Consider the following 17,434-nt stretch of genomic DNA (forward strand, 5'->3'; position numbering starts at 1 on the left):
TCAGATGCTGGTCTGCCAACCGGACCCGCCTGTCCCATGGGGGATGATCGTCATGCCGCCCGCGAGACTGTCCTTCGGCACAGCCATTGGGCGAGGCGCCGGCGCCGCGGTTTCCTCCTCGTTGGCCGCCCGGGGGAAACACAGATACCGGCCAGCGATCGCGCCCCCGCGGAGTCTGATCTCAACCTCGACCCCCCGCCCGGCGCCGGCCAGCCGCGTCGCCAGACGGCGCGCGACCGTCTCTGCCTCACGCCCCGTGGCAAAAAACATCTGGTTGACCAGGCCCGGGACATCGACGCTCCATCCGGCGCCCGCGGGTTCTACGACGATGATCTCAAACACGCTGTCCTCCAGGTTTGGCGCGACGTCAGGCCTGCACGCCGGGCCGGCGCCCCTCAGTGCAGATTGGCCCAGCGGATCGCGTGGCGAGTGAACTCCATCACCGGGGCGCCGTCGCAATAGAGCATCCCGCGGGCAAAGGTCGCGCTGGCGCTAACCCGGCTCCGGGAGACTTCGACCGCCTCGCCCATGGTGTCGACGTCAAGTCGCTCCGCACGCGCAGGCCTCTGGCCGGTGGTGAACAGCTTCAGGAGATAGTCGCCCCGCGCCGGAGGCGTCCCATTGGCGGCTGCGGGGTGATCCAGATCGGCGACGCCGTGGTGGTCTTGCATACGGTTTCCTCAGGCTTGCGCACAGAAGGCCGGGTTCCGGAGCGGCGCTCACTTACATTTGTTACCCGAGTGGTTGAGCCCTGAGGGGTCGCGGTCATTGGGCGTCGGCTGCGTCCCGTCCGGACCCAGGCCTCGGTCACCGCAAGAATGCCGGCCGGCCATTGGCTAACCCATGTGAGTGGCGGCGGGCGAGCGACTTGGCATGACCGCGGCTATGTCGACCGTCGATCCCCACCGAAAGATCCCGGCTTCGCCCCTGCGACGGCCCGGGTCGCCTGCCGACTATTTCGCGGGCGGGAACGGGATGGCCGCCCCCTCTGGATGGGAGTTTCTGGACGTCTTCGCCAGCCGCGGCCGCAGCATCAGCATCCCGGCGGGCGAGAGTGTCGACCCGGACGATGCCGTTCTTCGCTTCATCACGTCCGGCGGACTGGGCGCTTTCGCGGATGCCGACCGCCTCTGTGTCGCCTGGCATCCGCCGGGCTCCGTCCAAGGTCTTCGCCACCTACTCCACGCAAAGGGGCGTCCGGTCGTCGAGGCAATTCTCGACACCACCTTCTTCGAGATCCGCGCCGCTTCGGTAGGAATGAAGGACGATTGCCATCTCGTCCGCCTGGGGGGCGCCCGGCTGGATTTCGCCGAAAGGGAAATGGCTTGCATCGACGCCCACTCGGTTGATCAGCGCCTCGCGAAATGGATTCGCCGGCTCATCCGTGCGGCCCCGCCCGGACCTCTGCCGATCACCCAGGAGCGCCTGGCGCAGATCATAGGCGTTCAGCGCACCAGCGTTAACGCCGCTCTTCATACGCTGAAGAAGGCGGGCGTGATGGACTCACGGCGGGGGCGCGTGCGGGTGCACATGGCGCAGGGCCTTGCGGCGCTCGCGTGCGACTGCGACGCCGCCGCCGTCGATCATGACCCCGCCGTCATGGCGGACAGGACGTCGTTCGCGCACGCGCACCGGAGTGACTTCGATAGTGTCACGCCTCAAGCGCGAGAGGCCTGACCATGTTGGCGTCTGCGTCCCCCGGAAACCTGGAAGGGATGCGTGTTCTGGTCGTCGAGGACCAATATGTAATCGCGGAAGACATCGGCCAGAATCTTGCGGCCGTCGGCTGCCAGATCGTCGGTCTTGCCCCGTCCGTCCCGGACGCGATCCAATTGATCGACGACAACCCCGGTTTGAACCTCGCGGTCCTCGACGTGAACCTGGCTGGAGAACCCGTCTTCGACCTGGTCGATCTCCTCGGCAGCCGACAGGTCCGCTGTGTGTTCGCGACGGGGTGCGACAAGGCAGCGATACCGTCCCGGTATGCGCACATCCCGCGGGTCGACAAGCCGATCGAGCTGCACCGCCTGACGGCAGCGCTGGAACGGGCCTGAACGGCGGGTGTCGCGGCGACCACGGTGTCCGGCGAGCGGGGGAGGCGCCCCACTGGCCCAGGCGACCCGGAACTCAACAAGCCTGATCGCCCTTACCTTGATGGCTCGGAACGTGATTTTGCCAAAACCCAGCGGGAGACACCCTTGCCGTTCGTGCGAAAACTCAGTCACGGAGCCTGCCTGACTGACGACGACGTGGCGGCGCTTCGTAACCTGACCAGCACCGTACGTCGCGTCGAGGCGCGTGGCGACATCGTGATGGAGGGAACGGCTCCACGCTGTCTCACTGTGGTTCTGGACGGGTGGGTGTGCAGCTATCGCGATCTTGAGAACGGAAAGCGGCAGATTACCTCGATCCTGCTGCCGGGAGACCTCGCCGAGCCTTTCGGAATTCTGCCGAGTTTTGCCGATCATTCCCTCGGCGCGCTGACGCCTGTCACGCTGGCCCAGGTGTCTCCGGCCGCGATACGCGCCGCCGCCCGGAGCAGCCTCGCCGTCGAAAAAGCGCTGTGGTGGGACCTGTTGGTTGCGACCGCGATCGAGCGAGAACGGGTCGTCAGTCTCGGCCGCCGCTCGGCTTCCGAGCGCCTGGGGCATCTGGTCTGCGAGCTTCATCTGCGACTTGAGATGGTCGGCTTGGCCGACGGGCTTCAGTTTGACTTTCCTCTCACACAGGCGGAACTGGCGGATGTCCTGGGTCTGTCGGCCGTACACGTCAACCGCTCGCTCAAGGACCTCCGATGCAGAGGTCTCATGTCCCTGCACAACCGGCTGGTGACCATCCATGCCCTGGATGACCTGCGCGAAGCCTCGTACTTCGATCCGAACTATCTCCACACCGAAGGGCCGGGCCGATTTGAACGCCCGGCGGAGCCAGGTGTTGGAGACAGGCAGCTCCGGAACACACGATGACAGACAGCCGCACATCCAGCCGGGACTCTGATCTTGAAGCGGACAACAGACGGCTGCGCCGGCTCCTCGATCAGAGAGACGCGCCGGGCGAACTCCGCCACCGATTGCAGAGCACGCTGGCGATGCTCCGGATCATTATCCGGAAGTCGGCCGCCGCGAAAACGGACATGGAGGCTTACGTCGCTCACCTTGAAGACCGGCTCGACGCGATAGCCCGTGCCCAGGCAGCCGCTGACGAGAGGGGCTCGGTCGAACTCCACGACATGGTGTCGGAGGAACTGCACCACTACGAAATAACCGAGGGAGAGCGGGCCACCATATCGGGACCCAGCGTCCATTTTCGGCCGCGCGCGGGCCAGGTTCTGGCGCTTGCGATTCACGAACTCGCGGTCAACGCGATCGAGCACGGCGCGCTCGGCGCGGGTGCCGGTCAGGTGCAGATCAGTTGGGCCGTCGAGACGGGCGACGCGAACCCGGTGCTGACGCTTGTCTGGAAGGAGCTGGGTTCGGGAACATCGGAGGATCGACCTGAGGGCTTCGGGACGGAAGTGCTCACCCGTACACTCGCCTACGAACTCAGAGCCGCCAGCAAGCTCGGGTTCGAGCCAGACGGAGTGCGGTTCACCCTGCGGTTCCCCCTGACGGACCGCATCGGCCAGATCGAGCCGACCGGGCCGGTCGGGCGAGGCGAGGCGTCACCCGCCTAGCGCCCTCGCGACCTTTCCCACGTCAATCGGCTTGCTGAAGCATGGGATGTCGGCAAAACGCGCAGGCGTGTCCCCTTTCGCGTAGCTCGTCGCGAAGATGAAGGGGATGCCCCGGGCCGTCAGCGCGTCCGCCACGGGGAGGGCCTTTTCCTCCCCAAGGTTCAGATCGAGAACCGCGCCGTCGAGCTTGATGTGTTCGGCGAGTATTTGCAGAGCCTCCCCGACGGTGGCGACGGGGCCGACGACGATGGCCCCTTCGGCGGCCAGCTTTTCCGCCGTATCGACGGCGATAAAATACTCGTCCTCCACGATGAGGAGCCGTAGCCCCTTCAAAGCCCCGGCGGGCGCCATCATCCGGCTCTCCGGCGACGCGACGACAACACCGCCAGGTGGGCGACGATCAGGCTCACGGGATGGTCAGGTTGCCGTCGGCGTCGCGCAGACCGGCTTGCTGATCCTCCTGAATTTGACGGAGCTGAGCGACGTGAGCGATCTGCGTCGCCTCGAACTGCCCCAACAGGGCCTCGGCTTCGAGAAGCAGGGATTCGGAGCCTCCCGATCGCGCCTGTATCCGAAGCCGCTCAATGATCGCCAACTGCCTGGCGATGTGATCCTCGCCTTCGGCGATGTGACGCCGGACCATCATGAGAGGGGTTTCGCCGGTTGCCATGACAGGAAAGCTAGGCTCCTCATCGGCTGAAGTCACGGGAGGACGTTGCAAGGCATCGCCGTTCACCGATCGAGGGCGGACTCCATCAGGACGTCCGCATGGCCCCTGAGTTCCAGCGCGCGCTCGTCGAAGCTCGCCGCGGCGGCGGTCCTTCCCGCCTGCCGGGCCTCCAGCGCCATCTTCTCCATCAAAACAACCCTCTCTCCGATCACCCGCAAGGCAATGCGGATGGCCTCGTCAACAGCGTCTTCCTGCTCCTGCGCCAGGGCTTCCGCCGTATAGCCGTGCCCGACCTGACAACGAAAGCGCAGCGGGGATCGTCTGATCTGCGACAGCGTTCCCCCGCATCCAGGACACGACAGTGGGACCGGACTGGCGATCTCGGCGATGACGGAACTGTCGGACGGCCGCCCGACCGCGATCGCCACCTCCAGGGCGATGTTCGCGGGTGGGCTGAGCTCAGGACCGGCTTCTTCCTCGATCAGTCGGCCAATGAGGCCGGCGAGGTCGCTGGCGGACGCCCGATAGTCAATATCGCTGGCCAGCAGTGCCGTCCTCGGCATCTCGTCCTCGATGGCGTCGAGGGGACTCTGAACCACCGTCACCCCGCCGCACCGTTTCAGATCCGCCAGTCCCGAGGCGCCATCGTTGAGCATTCCGGAAAGCAGGACGCCAATGGCGCGAGGTCCGGCGCTGATGCCAGCCGAGCGAAACAGGGGATCGATCGCGGGCCGTGACATGTTTTCCCGCGGCCCGCGGCCCAGGCGGATGGTTCGGTCATCGACCACGAGATGATGATCCGCCGGAGCCACATAGATCCGCCCCCGCTCAAGCGGTTCTCCCTCTACGGCGGTGCCCGCGGGGATCGGTCCGTCGGCGTCGAGGATGCGGCCGAGGAGGTCCTGACCGATGGATCCAACGTGAACAGCGATCAGAACCGACGCTTGCAGGTCCGCGGGGAGACCCCGGCAGATCGTCCGGATGACCTCGACAGATCCGGCGGAACCCCCAATCGCGACGATATCCCGCATGGCTGTCAACTTCGTCAGTTCGACGCCCGGATCGAACGCTCTGAGACCCTTAACCCGGCTGCGCACCCAACAGTTCAATCAGGCGGTCCGCGAGGTCGCCCCCGCTGAAAGGCTTCGTCAGGCGAGGCCTCGCGCGATGGCGCTCCTCCAGGGCCCAGTCGCCGTAACCGCTGCAGAACATGAAAGGTATTCCGCGCTCGGCCAGGACATCGGCCACGGGATAGGAACTGCCGCCATGGATGTTGATGTCGAGCACCGCGACGTCGATCGCGTCCTCCCTCGCCAATTCCAGCGCCGCGTCCAGCCAGGCCGCGGGACCGACGATTTCGGCTCCCAGTTCAAGAAGCGTGTCTTCAATCATCACGACGATGCTCATCTCGTCCTCGACGACAAGAACACGGCGGCCGTGTGCGACGCGATGAGTGGCCATCACGACCCCGCCCTGCCCGGGGAACGAAACTCACCGACCTCGGAGGTGAACGGCAGATCGATGGAGCAGACCACGCCGGTCGCGGGGAAGCTCCGATCCACCTTCGCCCGCCATTCGTAGGTCATGGAGCGCTCGATCATGGTCGTGCCGAATCCACGCCGGGTCGGCGGCCCGGGGACGGCCGGGCCGCCGGATTCGATCCAGCGCAGTTGCAGACGGCGGTCCGGGGCCGGAGTCACGGACCATGTCACGGCGAGACCGCCGTTGGCCTCTGACAAGGAGCCGTACTTGACCGCGTTGCTGGCGAGCTCATGAATGGCCATGGCGATCGAGAGACCCGCCTTGGGCGTGAGCACCAGGTCGGGGCCCTCCAGCCGGATGTCTCTTCCCTGGTACGGCCCAAGCTCGGTCTCCACGAGGTGGCGAAGCGTCCCCGCCCCGGGAGCGTCGCGATTCGTCAGGAGGCTATGGGCCCGGGTGATCGCCTTGATGCGGCCCTGGATAGTCTCGGCGAAGACCTCTGGAGACGGTGACGCCTTCAGGGTCTGGGCCACGATCGAGGAGACGATCGCCAGAATGTTCTTCACCCGGTGGTCCAGCTCGCCCAAAAGCAGATCGGCTTGCTCCTCGGCCCGCTTGCGCTTCTCGATCTCCAACGTCACCGCGATCAACCGGGACGCGCCCCCATCTGGTTCGGAGAGCACAGAGACGCTGTCGTGCACCCAGACGCAGGTGCCGTCTCCGCGAAGCAGGCGATACTCCAGCTCGAAGGCTCCGCCGTCGGTGACCGCCTGGTCGAAACGCGCGGTAACGGCATCGGCGTCTTCCGGGCCGATAATCTCCTGGCGCCGCAGCCGCCCAAGCTCTTCCGGAGTTCGGCCAGCCATCGTGTCGAAGGCGGCGTTGGACAGAAGGAACTGGCCCTGGAGATTGGTTTCGGTGATCCCGACGGCGGCCTGGTCGACGATGGCGGAGAAGCGGCGCTCGCTTGCGCGCTGGGCGCGTTCCGCTTTCCTCCGCTCGGTCACATCAACGAAGGTGATGACGACACCTTCGATCATGCGCTCCAGGGTTCGGTAGGGGCGAATTCGCATGACGAACGTGGCGCCGCGGTCGTGCAACTCGAGCTCGCGCTCGAGAACCGTCAACTCACGCAGCACCTTCGCCGTATCGCGGCGCAAGTCGTCATAGGCCAGCAGGCTGACGATGTCCGTCAGCGGCCGGCCGCGATCGCTTTCCCGGATGCTGAAGATGTCCGACATCCCCGGCGTGAAGTTCTTGATGCGCAGGTTCTCATCGAGGAAAATCGTGGCGATCTGCGTGCTGTCCAGCAGGTTCTGTAGATCGCTGTTCAGGTTGGAGAGCAGATCGTTCTTCGCCATCATCTCGGCATTGACGGTCTGCAGCTCCTCATTGATCGATTGCATCTCCTCCTTGGAGGTCTGCAACTCCTCATTGGTCGACTGAAGCTCCTCGTTGACGGACTGGTACTCCTCCGCCGCCGACTTCATCTCCTCGTTTGCCGTTTCGAGGTCGCCGATCGTCGCCTGCAACTGCGCCCGTGTCGTGCGAAGCTCCTGCTCGGCCGCGGCGGCTTCCGGGCTGGTCGAGCGTCCGTCCGGATCCTCGGCCCGCGTCGGGACGACGACCCGCAGATCCTGGAAGGCGACGACATAGAGCCCTTCGGCTCCCGTGTCGGGCACCGGCTCCACGATGACGCTCAAGGTGCGTTGCTGGCCCTCGACCAACAGCGAGACGTTGTCGACGACCACCCCTTCCCCGGTTTTAAGCACGGACTGCAGCGCCGTTCGCACGACGACGCGCAGCCCCTTCTTCAGGTTTGACTGGAGACTGAGACTGGCGGCGCCGGCCGAGGGTTCGAGGTACCGGGCCGCCTCCCCGCCGGAATAGCGGACAATCTGGCTCTGGCGGTCCACGACAAGGAACACTGGAGAGTGTTTCGCCAGCGCGGCGCGGACGCCGCGATCAACCGGGTCGCCCGCTCCCCGGCTTGGTTCGCCGGGAAGTCGGCTGTGCGGGGCGGGCGTTTGCGCCGGCATCGGCATGGCCGGAAACGCTGCGTCGCCCTCGCACCGCCGGAATATGTGGGCCGCCTTGTCCTGAAGGGCGAAAAGCTTGGCGTGTCCGCTCACCCCTTCTGAAGACCCGAGGAACAGCAGGCCCTCCGGTTTCAGGGCGTAGTGGAAGGTGCGCAACACGCGATCCTGCAGATCGCTATCCATATAGATCAGCAGGTTTCGACATGAGATGAGGTCCAGCCGCGAGAACGGCGGATCCTTGGTCACGTCGTGGACGGAGAAGACGCACATTCCCCGAATCTGCCGCGACGGACAGAACGCGCCGTCGTCCTCAAAGAACCAGCGCCTCAGACGTTCGGGTGATATTCCGAGGGTGCGCTGGTAGCGCCCGGCGCGGGCGAACTCGATCGCACGGTCATCGATATCCGTGCCGAATATCTGAACGTCCAGATTCGCGCCGCGCGCGTCGATCAACTCACGTATGGTAATGGCGAGGCTGTAGACTTCCTCTCCGGTGGAACAGGCCGCGGCCCAAACGCGAAGCGATGGCTGCCCGCGTTCAAGGACCGCGTCGATGGCGGACGACAGGCCCTGAAACGCCTCGGGGTCCCGGAAGAACTCCGTAACGCCGATCAACAGATCACGGAAGAGCAGCTCCGGCTCGCCGGCGTCGTCCCGCAGGCGTTTGATATAGCCGGGCACGGTGTCAATCTGCAGGACCTGCATGCGGCGCTGGATCCGGCGGGTCACGGTCTTGGTCTTGTATTTCGAGAAGTCGTGGCCGGTCTTCGCGCGCAACACTGCCAGGACGGTCGCCAGCCCCTCGGCCGCGTCGGTTCGCGTTCCATCGCGGTCCTTGCGGTCGGCCACCAAGGCGAGGTGATCACGGTACTCGATCAGTCTGGCCGCCATCTCTTCGACGGGAAGGACGTAGTCAACATGGCCGGTGTCTGCGGCGCTTTTCGGCATGCCCGGCTTGGCATGGTGGTCGAAGTCGGCCTGGGCGATCGTCAGCCCGCCACTCTCCTTGACCGCGGCCAGCCCGATGGAGCCGTCGCTGCCGACCCCCGACAGAACAATCGAAACCGCGCTATCGCCCCGGTCCCGGGCCAGAGAGCTGAAGAAGCTGTCGATCGGTCTGCGGTCCGACCGTGGCGGGGCGGGCTTGACGACCTGGAGTTTGCTGTCCGCGACCGTAAGGGTGGCGTCGGGCGGAATGACGTAAACCTGGTCCGGCTCGACCACCATTCCATGTTCCGCCACCACCACCGGGACCGGTGACGCCCGGCCGAGGATCTCCGTCAGCATGCTTTCGTGATCAGGAGAAAGATGCTGAACCAGAATGAAGGCCATCCCGCTGTCGGGCGGAACATGCTTGAGGAAGTCCGTGAACGCCTCCAGGCCCCCGGCTGACGCGCCAATACCGACAGTCAGGGTGGGGGACCGGGACTCTTCATGTTTTCGGCTCATCGGCGACTTTATCCCTGACGCTGGGCGGCCATCCCGAGCCGAGCCTCGGCCGGACCGTCTCGTTGGAAAAGGAAGCGCCAATTCGGGACACATCGTGCGCGCTCAGGCCCTGAGGGGCAAGCGCCGCCATGGCGTGGGGACATGCTCGCGTCGCGGTGCTCATGGGGGCGCCGCCATTACGGGCGCCATGACTGGTGTCCGTCGCGGCCTGCGGGGTCTCGTTCGAACAGGCAGAGTCCCGTGGCGTTTCGACCTCCATGGCTGAGCCGTCCCGCCTTACTGGTCGAGTTGGTCCATGCGGCATTGCCTGGGCGACTTGTTGGGGCGGAAGCGCAGAAGGCCCGTCCCATGACGGAAACGGCCATCCGAGACCTGGTCGAAAGACACTCCGACCACCATGTCGTGGCGCAGCGGCACCCAGTTGGCAGCCCGGTCTGTCGACCAGCGGCTCGGCCCGCCCGGGGCGCGGCCGGTGAAACCCGTTCCGCCCGACAGCCCCTGCAGGCGGCCCGTCAGGTCAACCTTGTCGACCCCCGCGAACCCCGATGTGAAACCCACATGGTGGAGCCGATCCTCGTCGTCGTAGAGCCCCAGCAGCAAAGAGCCGACCAACCGACTTTTGCTGGCGTAGCGGAACCCGCCCACCACGCAGTCGGCGGACCTTAGCCGCTTCACCTTCACCATGGTTCTGCGACCCTCCTCGTAGGGTCCGTCGAGTCTCTTTGCGACCACGCCCTCGAGCCGGTTGGTTTCCAGCCATTCCTGCGCCCGTCCGCGGTCTCCGGTACCCGGACTGAGGGTGAGGCGGGCATCGCCGTGGGAGGCCGTGAAGGCGGCGAGTCTGGCCTGCCTGACATCCAGAGGCCGCGTCCGCAGGTCGGCGCCGTCGGTATCGACCAACATATCAAAGACGGTGAAGGTCGCCGGCGTCTCGGACGCCAGCCGCCGGATCCGGGACTCGGCCGGATGCAGCCGGGCCTGGAGCACTTCGAACGACCAGTCGTCGCCGGCGCGGGCAAGAAGTTCACCGTCAAGTCCAAAGCGCTCCGCCCGCACCGATCGCAGCCGCTCCACCACCTCGGGGAAGAACCGGTTCAGTGACTTGCCCGATTTGGCCAGCAACTCGACCCGGTCGCCGGACTTGAAGGCCAGGCATCGGAAACCATCCCATTTGGGCTCGAACCACCAGCCCGGGCCTTCCGGAAGGGCCTTGGCGGCCTTGGCCTCCATCGGCGTCCCCGTCAGGATCTCGCTCATGCGATCTTCCCTTGCATCGGTCGGCTCAGAAATGGGGAGCCCGCCTCCGCGAACCGCCACGGCGTCTCGACCGCGACGCTGATGCCGATGCGGCGGCCGTGCGCGACCTTCACCGGCTCCGTGGCCGCTCCCAGCCGGAAAGGCGGCGCGGTCACGGGCGCTCCGTTCAGCCGGGCGTCGATGGCGAGAGCCTGGCACAGCTTGCCCGGGCCCGAGCACAGCTGGGCCCGGGCGGAAACCCCGCGGCGCGCCTGCATGACGTCGAGGCCCTCCATCGGCTGCAGGGCGCGGATCAGGACGGCGCTGCCGGAGCCGGCGGCGTCGCACACGATATTGAAGCAGGAGTGGAGCCCGTAGATGCGGTAGACATATGCTCGTCCGGGTGGACCGAACATCGGCGCGTTTCGCATCGTCGGGCCCCGGTAACTGTGCGACGCCGGATCCTCGCCATCATAGGCTTCGGTTTCGACGATCCGGCCGCCGACCCCGTCGACCGTCAACACGGCGCCGATCAGATCTCGGGCGACAGCTTCGGCCGGGCGATCAAAGAATGCAGGCGTCATCGCGAGACAACGATTGCGCGGCCCGGCCGTTGCCCGCCCACCGGCCGGCGACCACCAGCGTGGCGTCACGCGCGAACGGCGCGGTCCCGATCGCCAAGGCGACCCCTGCGGAACCCGGCGGAGGCGTCGGGGACCCGACACAGGAACCAACAAGGAAACGAGGTCTTGGTGTGCCACGCCCGTCCCCCGTTCCTTGTGGCCGACGGCTCGCGATCGGCCACCGCCGAACAGGAGTTCCGATGAAGGTGCATCACCTGAACTGCGGCACCGACTGCCCTTTCGGTGGGCGGTTCATGGACGGCCGCAGTCGGGGCCCGACCGCGCGGCTCGTCTGCCACTGCCTGCTTGTGGAAACGCCGTCCTCGGGTCTGGTGCTCGTCGACACCGGCTACGGCCTGCGGGACGTCCATCACCCTCATCCCCGTACCAGCCGGCTCATGCGGGGCCTTCTGAATATCCGCTTCCGGGAGGAAGAGACCGCGATCCGGCAGGTCGAAGCTCTCGGATTTTCCTCTCGGGACGTGCGGCACATCGTGCTGACGCACATGGATTTCGACCATGCCGGCGGCCTTGAGGATTTCCCGCACGCTCGCGTGCACCTTCTCGGGCGCGAACTGGATGCGGCCCGCGCCCTCGATGGCGGGGTCACGTCACGCAAACGCTATCGACCTATGCAGTTCGATGCGGTCCATGACTGGCGGCCGTACCGGTCCGAAGGCGAGCCCTGGTTTGGCTTCGGCGCCGTCCGCGACATGGATGGACTGCCGCCGGAAGTGCTGCTCATACCGCTCACGGGACACACCTGGGGACACGCGGGGGTGGCCGTTGCGACCGATGGCGGGTGGCTGCTGCATGCCGGCGACGCCTATTTCCACCGCGCCGAAATGCGCCAGACGGTCCGGGAATGTCCGCCGGGCCTGAGGCTCTATCAGAACATGATGGAAGTTGATCGTGAGGCCCGGCTCGGCAACCAGGCGCGGCTGCGGGCCCTGTCCCTCGACACCACGGCCAACACCCGGATCATCTGCGCCCACGACGCCGCCGAGCTTGAGGCCTGCATGGCCGGGCGGGCGCTCTAGATATCCTCCCCGACCCCGCATCGGCCGCCACTGACCATACCGGGCCAGGTCGCCCAGCCCCGCGCGACCCCTACGAACGGGATCGCGGGCGACGGACTGACGCCACCCTGTCGCTCTCGAGCGCAGCCAGGGCTCGCCGGTACTCGCGCTCCAGATCCTCATCTTCGCTCATGTCACCAGTCTCGCCGCCGGCGGCCCTGATCAGGCGGGCGTGATTGCGCAGGCTGATGCGCTGCTCGTCGGTCCGCAGATGCTCGGCAACGGCGGCTATCGCCCGAAGCATATGGATCAGCACCGAAGGCATCCGGGACGCCGATTGCCGGATCTGATCGAGCCCCGCGTCGACGATTTCGGGAAAGTCGCTCACGCGTCGGACAACCCGGAGGACGCCGTTGCGGTCGACCAGGCCCGGGAGCGGCAGCTGCTTGCCGGCGAGCCGGGCGAATCCCCCTCTCAACCGATCAATCACCGCCAGTGCGGTGAAGGGGTCGTTGATCCCCGGCGACAGGGCCCGGACCGCCACCTCGACCAGATGTCTGATCGCGAACTCCAGGTCCTGGTCCGGGGTCCGCTGCTGGCCGGACACGATGTATCTGCCGATTTCCCGACGCGCCCGGTCCGGATCAGCCGGCGGCGGATAGACGAACGCCTTGCGATCTCCGTCCACCACGAAATCTCCAGGCCGAAAATCGAGCTGGACTATGGCCTCGTGTTTCTCGGCCCAGCCCAGGATCTGATCCAGGTCGAGCGACTGGACATAGCCCTCCCGCGGCAGACGGAGACCGAGCGCCTGCTCCTCGAAATCCGCCGGGAGTTCGAGCCCGACGTCCGGGCCCGCATCGCCGAGCACCGGCAACTTGTCGATGGCCTTGTCGAACTCCCCCCGCACCCGTCTCACTACCTCGTCGGCGACGATGAGGCTGGAGACCCCCTGAAGGAACCAGACGAGCGCCAACACGCAGACCAGGGCGAGCAAACTGCCCATCGCCACCGCCCAGTCCTGCACCTCGTCGGCCGGCGCGTCGCCGCGGATCGCCCGCAGGACAAGCAGCAGATAGACGATGGTCATGGCGAAGGCGCCAAGCGCGAGCTGCGTGCCGCGGTCGGCGCGGAAGGTCCTGATCAACCTCGGACCGTAGGCGTTGGCCGCCAGGGATAGAGAGACCACCGTCACCGAAAATACGATCCCCGCCAGCGAGATCACGGCGGTTAGCAAGGTCGACAGGAGGTTGCGGGCGTCCGCGCCGTTGCCGCTGTTCAGCCAGGACGCGGTCCGCCCCCCCACGGCGACATCGGGGCCGCCAAGCCGCAACATGATGATCGCCAGTCCTGTTCCGAACAGGAACATGACGAGCGGCACCAGCCAAAGACTCGTGCGGAGACCGTCCAGCGACGATCTGGCCCAGTTGACAAAGCCGCGACCCATGGCGTTACGAACCGGCCATGACGCCGGAAGTTCTCGCCGTCGAACAAGACAGCGCCACTCCCTTACCCCGGCGCCCGAAAGAGCGGCCGTGATCCCCGCCCGGAGGCGGCGAAACGGCTCAAATGCCCGGGCGACGCGCGCCAAGGCGGATTCCCCGACGCCGGAACATTCCCACCGGGCCTGTGGTTCAGCGACACATCGACCCGGAGCAACGACCGTGACCCCTCATCGATCCGCCGCGCCCGAACCCAGGCGCACGAAACGCTTCAACGCCGCGATCGTGGGTCTCATCCTGCTGCTGCTTGTCGGCGGCGGCGTCTACGTCTGGATGAACTGGAGCCTCCGGCAAGACGACGTCGCCGCCGAAAGCCGCGAGCATCCGGTGCAGCCGTCGGAGTTGCCGCCCCCCAACCAGGACACCCTGTCCCCCGAAGGCGCGGAACAGGTTGGGGCCGCCGCGACGGAATAGGTTGCGCCGTCCGTCGACCGCCCGCTTCCGGCCAAGGCCCGGAGGACCAGAGGTACCGAGCTTGCGGGGCGGGGGTTCGCGCCCGGACGTCGGGTAGCCGACTTTGGAACGTCGGTCTCGACTGCCGGTTGGCCCCGGCGCACCCCGCGCCTACGGAGCTGATCAATGAAACGCCTTTTGCTATGCGCCGCTGCGGCCGCGCTCTTGTCTGCCTGTGCTTCGACTCCTTCTGGCGAAGCCGCCCTTGTCGCCGGACCGGCGATGGACCAGCCAGCCCCATCGTCGATGGACTATCTGAGAATGGCGGCGGCCAGCGACCTCTACGAGATTCAGTCGAGCCAGCTGGTCCTGCAAACCACCCAGGACACGGGCTTGCGGGCGTTCGCGCAGAAGATGATCGACCATCACACCATGACCACGGCGACGCTGATGGGCGCGGCTCGGGATGCCGGACTAACACCCCCGGCCCCGGCCCTGGACGCAACGAAGTCGCAGATGATCGCCCAGCTCCAGGCCGCGCAGGCCGGGGCCCGCGACGCCCTGTACAAGCAGCAGCAGGTCGTTGCGCACCGCGAGGCCCTGGCGCTTCATACCAGCTACTCCACCAACGGCGACGCGCCGCAGCTGAAGACCGCCGCCCGGACGGCGGTTCCGATCGTGGCGGAGCACTACAACCAGATCACCGCGATGCACGGCGACGCTTCCGCCGGCCATAGCGGCCACTAGGCGCTGACCAGAGAGCAGGCCGCCCACCGGGACGGCCTGCTTCTCGACGCCCCGCGCCGGCAGGAGGGCCTGGTTGCTCAGGGACGATCAGGGTCGAGGGCGTGTTTGATGGCCTCCACCACCCCGCCAGCCCCCTTGGCCTCGCGGGGTTTCACGGCTCCCGGCGTCGTAACGCCGTCGACCATCTGTTGCATCTGCGCGCCGCTGTCGGGCCGCGGCGGCGCCAGATCCGGCTCCTGCCCCAAGGGCTCCATCGGGCGGGCGCTGAACTCGCCCTTGCCGTCGATCGAGACGCCTTGCGACCAGCGTCCCTCCGGCGGCGGCGAGCCGTCGCGGTTGAACCCGAGGGTCACATACGCGAACTCGTCGTTCTGGGACTCCGGCGGCAGACTGTTGGGGATCGGCATGTTCGCCTCAAGCCCCCCCATGTCCTCGATCACCGCCATGAACTGGTTCTGGTGGAAGGTGTCCCGGGCGATCAGGTAGGCGAGCATGTCCTTCATGCCCGGATCATCGGTCATGTTCCAGAGCCGACCCGCCAAGGCCCGCCCCGTAGCCTCAGCCGCCACGTTGGCGGTCATATCCGCCGCCGTGTTGCCGCTGGCGTAGACGTGGCTGCAGTCGAACGGGACCCCATTGGCATCCGCTGGCATGGCGGCGAGGCCCGCGGAGAGCACATGGCGCATATCCATTCCATTCAGCACCGATCCTCCCGCCGTGTCGTTCGCGATATCTTCCTTGATCGACAGGGGCGCGCCCTCGAGATTCAGGGCGACGGCTGTCGCGAGCATCTCGATGTGCGCGATCTCCTCAGTCGCCGTGTTCAGGAGCAGATCCCGGTATTTGGTCGGGCCCCGCGCCCCCCAGGCCTGGAAGAAATACTGCAGGCAGACTCGGATTTCGCCCTCCACCCCGCCGATCGCCTGTTGCAGCGCACGGGCGAACACCGGGTCTGGCCTTTCGACCCGGACGGGATACTGAAGAAGCTTGTCTGTATAATACATCGGCAAATACCTGTATTCTCAGTTGCGAGGCAGCCAGATAATGACCACGGAGACCAACCGTGAGACGTTAGGGCCGTTCCGAACATATTCAGGTTTGTAAAACAGAGTTGATTACTATGTATGGCGCCCGACATTGCGGTCTGGTCGCGTCATGAGGCCAAGGTTTCGCGTCGGGAACGCGCCACTCCGGGGAACTGTCGCGCGACCGCCCGGTTAGCGGTGGCCAGACAAGGACCTTCCCCATGCAAGACCCGATCCCCCACCAGGACCCGCCGGGCTCCGACAGCGAGTTGACGCCGACCGCGGACCACGGAGAAGCCAGCTACGTCGGTTCGGGCAGGCTGCAGGACCGCGTCGCCATCATCACCGGGGGAGATAGCGGGATCGGCCGGGCGGTCGCCATCGCCTATGCCCGTGAGGGGGCGGACGTCCTGATCAGTTACCTGTCGGAAGAAGAGGATGCCGACGCCGAGGCCACCGCCAGCGCCGTCGAGCAAGCCGGGCGGCGGTGCGTGCTGGCAAGGGGCGACATCTCCGACCCCGCCCACTGCCGATCGTTGGTGGACCGCGCCATGACGGAGTTCGGCCGCCTCGACATCCTCGTCAACAACGCCGCCTTCCAGCGGACCTACGCGTCAATCCATGACATCAGCGACGAGGAGTGGGACTACACGTTTCGTACAAATATCCACGCCATGTTCTACCTGGCCAAGGCCGCGGTGACCCACATGAAGCCCGGGCATCGATCATCAATACGAGTTCGATTCAGTCGGACAAGCCGAGCCCGATGCTGCTCGCCTACGCCGCCACCAAGGGGGCGATATCGAACTTCACCGCGGGACTGGCGCAGATGCTCGGCGAACAGGGCGTGCGGGTGAACGCCGTTGCGCCCGGGCCGATCTGGACCCCGTTGATCCCGTCCACCATGCCGGCCGCGAAGGTCGAGAGCTTCGGACAAGACACGCCCCTCGGCCGCCCGGGCCAACCCGCCGAGCTCGCCGGGATATTTGTCCTGCTCGCGTCAGATCAGGGCAGCTACATGAATGGCGGCGTCTATCCCGTCACGGGCGGGACGCCGCTCCTCTGAGGACCCTGGCGCGCGGCGGCGGAGGAGGCAGACGTTCGGTCGTCCCGAAGGTCAAGGCTCCCGCGTTGCGCGCCTGTCCTGCACCGACGCGGCGGGGAGAAACGGCATTGGCGTGCGATCGGAAACCAGACCTGACCGGCCCCCACGCCCGCGATCCGGCCCTCCCGATTGACGGGCCTCCGGCGGCGTGCCGGAGGCCCGTGGGCTTTCCTGCCCTAGAACCTCCAGTTCAGCGTCGCGGCGAGGGTGTTGGCGTTGAGGTCCGGGGCGAGCTGGGCTGACCAGTCGACGGTGAGGCTGAGACGGTCCTTGAGGTCCAGATCGAGGCCCAGCCCGGCCACCACGGCGTCCCCGGTCACGGGCAGGCCATGGACGTTGAAGGCGGGGGCGGGGCTGGCGGCGAAGGCGTGTCGGCCGTCGCCGGCCCTGTCGTCCCAGGCGTGACGCCAGCCCAGCCGGCCCGACAGGACGGCGGTGCGGCCTGCTCCCTGATCGAAGGCCCGGCCCATG

Annotated in this window: 19 protein-coding genes and 1 pseudogene; 8 read left to right on the forward strand and 12 right to left on the reverse strand. The window is 66.5% G+C overall.

All coding sequences use genetic code 11. The annotated features are described in order from the left end of the window. A complete protein-coding gene (locus tag ACK4JY_RS13465) occupies nucleotides 1–342 on the reverse strand; it encodes a hypothetical protein (RefSeq protein ID WP_409606539.1) in 342 nt (113 codons plus the stop codon). A gap of 53 nt (nucleotides 343–395) precedes the next feature. Further along, a complete protein-coding gene (locus ACK4JY_RS13470; protein WP_409606541.1) occupies nucleotides 396–671 on the reverse strand; it encodes a hypothetical protein in 276 nt (91 codons plus the stop codon). A gap of 214 nt (nucleotides 672–885) precedes the next feature. Between ACK4JY_RS13470 and ACK4JY_RS13475 the strand changes: the two genes are divergently transcribed. The 4 genes from ACK4JY_RS13475 (at nucleotide 886) to ACK4JY_RS13490 (ending at nucleotide 3,673) form a co-directional block, all read left to right on the forward strand. Then, on the forward strand, nucleotides 886–1,677 hold the full coding sequence (locus ACK4JY_RS13475; RefSeq protein ID WP_409606543.1) for a Crp/Fnr family transcriptional regulator: 792 nt from the start codon (nucleotides 886–888) through the stop codon (nucleotides 1,675–1,677). Nucleotides 1,678–1,715: 38 nt separating this feature from the next. Further along, a complete protein-coding gene (locus ACK4JY_RS13480) occupies nucleotides 1,716–2,054 on the forward strand; it encodes a response regulator (protein ID WP_409606545.1) in 339 nt (112 codons plus the stop codon). A 153-nt stretch (nucleotides 2,055–2,207) separates the two neighbouring features. Beyond that, entirely contained in the window at nucleotides 2,208–2,966 is a 759-nt protein-coding gene (locus tag ACK4JY_RS13485; protein ID WP_409606577.1) for a Crp/Fnr family transcriptional regulator, read from the forward strand. After that, nucleotides 2,963–3,673 (forward strand): HWE histidine kinase domain-containing protein, encoded by a 711-nt coding sequence (locus tag ACK4JY_RS13490; protein ID WP_409606547.1) that lies wholly within the window; start codon nucleotides 2,963–2,965, stop codon nucleotides 3,671–3,673. Before ACK4JY_RS13485 ends, ACK4JY_RS13490 begins: the two co-directional genes overlap by 4 nt. On the opposite strand, the gene ACK4JY_RS13495 is transcribed toward ACK4JY_RS13490, so the two are convergent. The 7 genes from ACK4JY_RS13495 to ACK4JY_RS13525 form a co-directional block, all read right to left on the reverse strand. Then, nucleotides 3,662–4,027, reverse strand: coding sequence for a response regulator (locus ACK4JY_RS13495; RefSeq protein WP_409606549.1), 366 nt, complete (start codon nucleotides 4,025–4,027; stop codon nucleotides 3,662–3,664). The genes ACK4JY_RS13490 and ACK4JY_RS13495 overlap by 12 nt on opposite strands. Nucleotides 4,028–4,079: 52 nt before the next feature. Beyond that, nucleotides 4,080–4,343 carry a hypothetical protein gene (locus tag ACK4JY_RS13500; RefSeq protein WP_409606551.1) on the reverse strand — a complete coding sequence of 88 codons (264 nt, stop codon included), beginning with the start codon at nucleotides 4,341–4,343 and terminating at the stop codon, nucleotides 4,080–4,082. 62 nt (nucleotides 4,344–4,405) lie between these two features. Continuing rightward, nucleotides 4,406–5,374, reverse strand: a complete 969-nt coding sequence (locus ACK4JY_RS13505; protein ID WP_409606553.1) for a chemotaxis protein CheB — start codon at nucleotides 5,372–5,374, stop codon at nucleotides 4,406–4,408. A 49-nt stretch (nucleotides 5,375–5,423) separates the two neighbouring features. Next, nucleotides 5,424–5,804 (reverse strand): response regulator, encoded by a 381-nt coding sequence (locus ACK4JY_RS13510; protein ID WP_409606555.1) that lies wholly within the window; start codon nucleotides 5,802–5,804, stop codon nucleotides 5,424–5,426. Continuing rightward, entirely contained in the window at nucleotides 5,804–9,313 is a 3,510-nt protein-coding gene (locus ACK4JY_RS13515; protein WP_409606557.1) for a chemotaxis protein CheB, read from the reverse strand. The genes ACK4JY_RS13510 and ACK4JY_RS13515 overlap by 1 nt, the downstream gene beginning before the upstream one ends. Nucleotides 9,314–9,589: 276 nt before the next feature. Beyond that, complete coding sequence (locus ACK4JY_RS13520; protein WP_409606559.1) at nucleotides 9,590–10,570, reverse strand: ATP-dependent DNA ligase; 981 nt, start codon at nucleotides 10,568–10,570, stop codon at nucleotides 9,590–9,592. Next, entirely contained in the window at nucleotides 10,567–11,133 is a 567-nt protein-coding gene (locus ACK4JY_RS13525) for a DNA-3-methyladenine glycosylase (RefSeq protein WP_409606561.1), read from the reverse strand. Before ACK4JY_RS13525 ends, ACK4JY_RS13520 begins: the two co-directional genes overlap by 4 nt. A gap of 239 nt (nucleotides 11,134–11,372) precedes the next feature. Here ACK4JY_RS13525 and ACK4JY_RS13530 point away from each other — a divergent pair, with 239 nt between their 5' ends. After that, on the forward strand, nucleotides 11,373–12,212 hold the full coding sequence (locus ACK4JY_RS13530; protein WP_409606563.1) for an MBL fold metallo-hydrolase: 840 nt from the start codon (nucleotides 11,373–11,375) through the stop codon (nucleotides 12,210–12,212). A 70-nt stretch (nucleotides 12,213–12,282) separates the two neighbouring features. Here the strand turns inward: ACK4JY_RS13530 and ACK4JY_RS13535 are convergent, their stop codons facing one another. After that, the gene (locus ACK4JY_RS13535) at nucleotides 12,283–13,638 is read right to left on the reverse strand and encodes a DUF2254 domain-containing protein (RefSeq protein WP_409606565.1); all 1,356 of its coding nucleotides are present in this window, start codon (nucleotides 13,636–13,638) and stop codon (nucleotides 12,283–12,285) included. Between the two features lie 217 nt (nucleotides 13,639–13,855). Here ACK4JY_RS13535 and ACK4JY_RS13540 point away from each other — a divergent pair, with 217 nt between their 5' ends. Further along, entirely contained in the window at nucleotides 13,856–14,107 is a 252-nt protein-coding gene (locus tag ACK4JY_RS13540) for a hypothetical protein (protein ID WP_409606567.1), read from the forward strand. A 261-nt stretch (nucleotides 14,108–14,368) separates the two neighbouring features. Then, complete coding sequence (locus ACK4JY_RS13545) at nucleotides 14,369–14,833, forward strand: DUF4142 domain-containing protein (RefSeq protein ID WP_409606569.1); 465 nt, start codon at nucleotides 14,369–14,371, stop codon at nucleotides 14,831–14,833. A gap of 77 nt (nucleotides 14,834–14,910) precedes the next feature. Here the strand turns inward: ACK4JY_RS13545 and ACK4JY_RS13550 are convergent, their stop codons facing one another. Beyond that, nucleotides 14,911–15,837, reverse strand: coding sequence for a manganese catalase family protein (locus ACK4JY_RS13550; RefSeq protein ID WP_409606571.1), 927 nt, complete (start codon nucleotides 15,835–15,837; stop codon nucleotides 14,911–14,913). A gap of 242 nt (nucleotides 15,838–16,079) precedes the next feature. Here ACK4JY_RS13550 and ACK4JY_RS13555 point away from each other — a divergent pair. Then, a pseudogene (locus tag ACK4JY_RS13555) lies at nucleotides 16,080–16,924 on the forward strand (SDR family oxidoreductase). A 215-nt stretch (nucleotides 16,925–17,139) separates the two neighbouring features. Here the strand turns inward: ACK4JY_RS13555 and ACK4JY_RS13560 are convergent. Further along, nucleotides 17,140–17,434: autotransporter domain-containing protein (locus tag ACK4JY_RS13560; protein WP_409606573.1), on the reverse strand; the 295-nt coding region annotated here is incomplete at its 5' end.

Origin of the sequence: Brevundimonas sp. (assembly GCF_046295595.1) — a bacterium.
GTDB lineage: Bacteria > Pseudomonadota > Alphaproteobacteria > Caulobacterales > Caulobacteraceae > Brevundimonas.